The organism is Vibrio sp. Vb1026 (assembly GCF_033338745.1).
In the GTDB taxonomy this organism is placed as follows: Bacteria; Pseudomonadota; Gammaproteobacteria; order Enterobacterales; family Vibrionaceae; genus Vibrio; species Vibrio alginolyticus.
Map to the genome: position 1 here is coordinate 1 of NZ_JAWOTH010000092.1, position 1,359 is coordinate 1,359.

The 1,359-nt window shown below is 41.5% G+C and carries 2 protein-coding genes; one reads left to right on the top strand and one right to left on the bottom strand.

Annotation, left to right across the window (positions count from 1 at the left end):
* Window positions 1-19: 19 nt before the first annotated feature.
* Window positions 20-658 (bottom strand): HD domain-containing protein, encoded by a 639-nt coding sequence (locus tag R7E47_RS24395; RefSeq protein WP_318085268.1) that lies wholly within the window; start codon window positions 656-658, stop codon window positions 20-22.
* A gap of 433 nt (window positions 659-1,091) precedes the next feature.
* Between R7E47_RS24395 and R7E47_RS24400 the strand changes: the two genes are divergently transcribed.
* Complete coding sequence (locus tag R7E47_RS24400; protein WP_318085270.1) at window positions 1,092-1,274, top strand: hypothetical protein; 183 nt, start codon at window positions 1,092-1,094, stop codon at window positions 1,272-1,274.
* Window positions 1,275-1,359 lie beyond the last annotated feature (85 nt).

Below are 1,359 nucleotides of genomic sequence, written 5' to 3' on the forward strand. Positions count from 1 at the left end.
GCGTATAGCTTTCAGACATTTACGCGGTTACCTCATCGTATAACTGTTTTAGGTACGTTTGCATAAAGGCTTTCCGTTTATTGGCTTCAAGTTTTGCAGACTGCGTGTTCATGGTGTCGACAATTTTAAACAACTTGGTTTGGAAATGATCTACGGTGAATTGCTTGTCGTTGAGTTCGCGCTCTTTAGCAAACATGTCGTTATCGTTGTAAAGCTGAGCGTTGAAATGAGTGCTGACTTGAATGCATCGCGTAACACCAATTGCGCCTAAAGCGTCCAGACGATCAGCATCTTGGACGATTTGTGCTTCCAACGTGTTTGGCCTGATGTTGGCGCTAAAGCTGTGCGCCTCTATCGCATGAGCGATGGCATCATGGTAGTGCTGAGGGTATTGAATACTCTCTAAATACGCGATGGCTTTTTTGGCTGCAATTGCAGAGCTTTGCTTGCGATTTGGATGATCTTTCGGGTAGGTGAAACAGTCATGCAAATAGGCCGCTGGTAACACAATGGCTATGTCTGCATTTTCTTCGTCGCAGAGCTGTTTCGCTGTTTTGACCACGCGTTTTACGTGTTCAATATCATGGGCCGCATCAACTTGCATCTCTTGCTGCATAAATTCCAAAAACAGCGGCTCAAACTGGCTTAATGACGTCATGGTTAATATCTACAACTAAAATGAAGCCAGAAGTATGCCCAACGCTAAGAAGAATTTCCAAATGCGATGGTGTAATTGAGAATTAGCCACCAGATTGTTGAATACCTGAGTGATGTCAAGAAGTGGGATTAAGAGCGCTGTCACTGATTCCATTTGAAAGGTTAATACGCAGTGAAATGACTGAACTTTTCGAAGGTTTCTCTCCAGCCAAGACTATTTCCAACAAACATTTTTATCAGTGTATCTATGAGTTATTAATTTTATAAATGTTACTCAGTAGCACAGAAAACTTGGGTTTATAGATTGCATTTTTGAGTGATCTCAATTCCATTTTTATAGTTGTTTAGTGTGGTTTTTGTGATCTTGATCATGATATTTTTGCTTTCAGAGCGATAGGATTCCGCGCAAATGGTGAGTTAACTGAGTCGATGATATGCAGGATTTATATGAGCTAGAGGGTAAACTGGTCGAAAATGGCGCAGATATGAAAGGCTTAAAAGTGGTACCCGCGGTCGTTGAGGAAGAAGGGCATGTTGTGTATCTGGGTAATAGCCCATCCATGATCAGAAACATCATTAGTTGTCGAAGACAATTAACGCAACGTACTAAAAAATAGTAAAAGGGTCTGACTAAATAGTCAGACCCTTTTCGTTTAGGTTGGTCTTTTTAAGAACTTTAGCGCTTGAACGTGACGTGGTCTG

What these genes read in the sequence shown, in the direction of transcription:
- R7E47_RS24400 (WP_318085270.1), top strand. Translation starts at nt 1,092, where the DNA reads ATGCAGGATTTATATGAGCTAGAGGGTAAACTGGTCGAAAATGGCGCA.
- R7E47_RS24395 (WP_318085268.1), bottom strand. Translation starts at nt 658, where the DNA reads ATGACGTCATTAAGCCAGTTTGAGCCGCTGTTTTTGGAATTTATGCAG.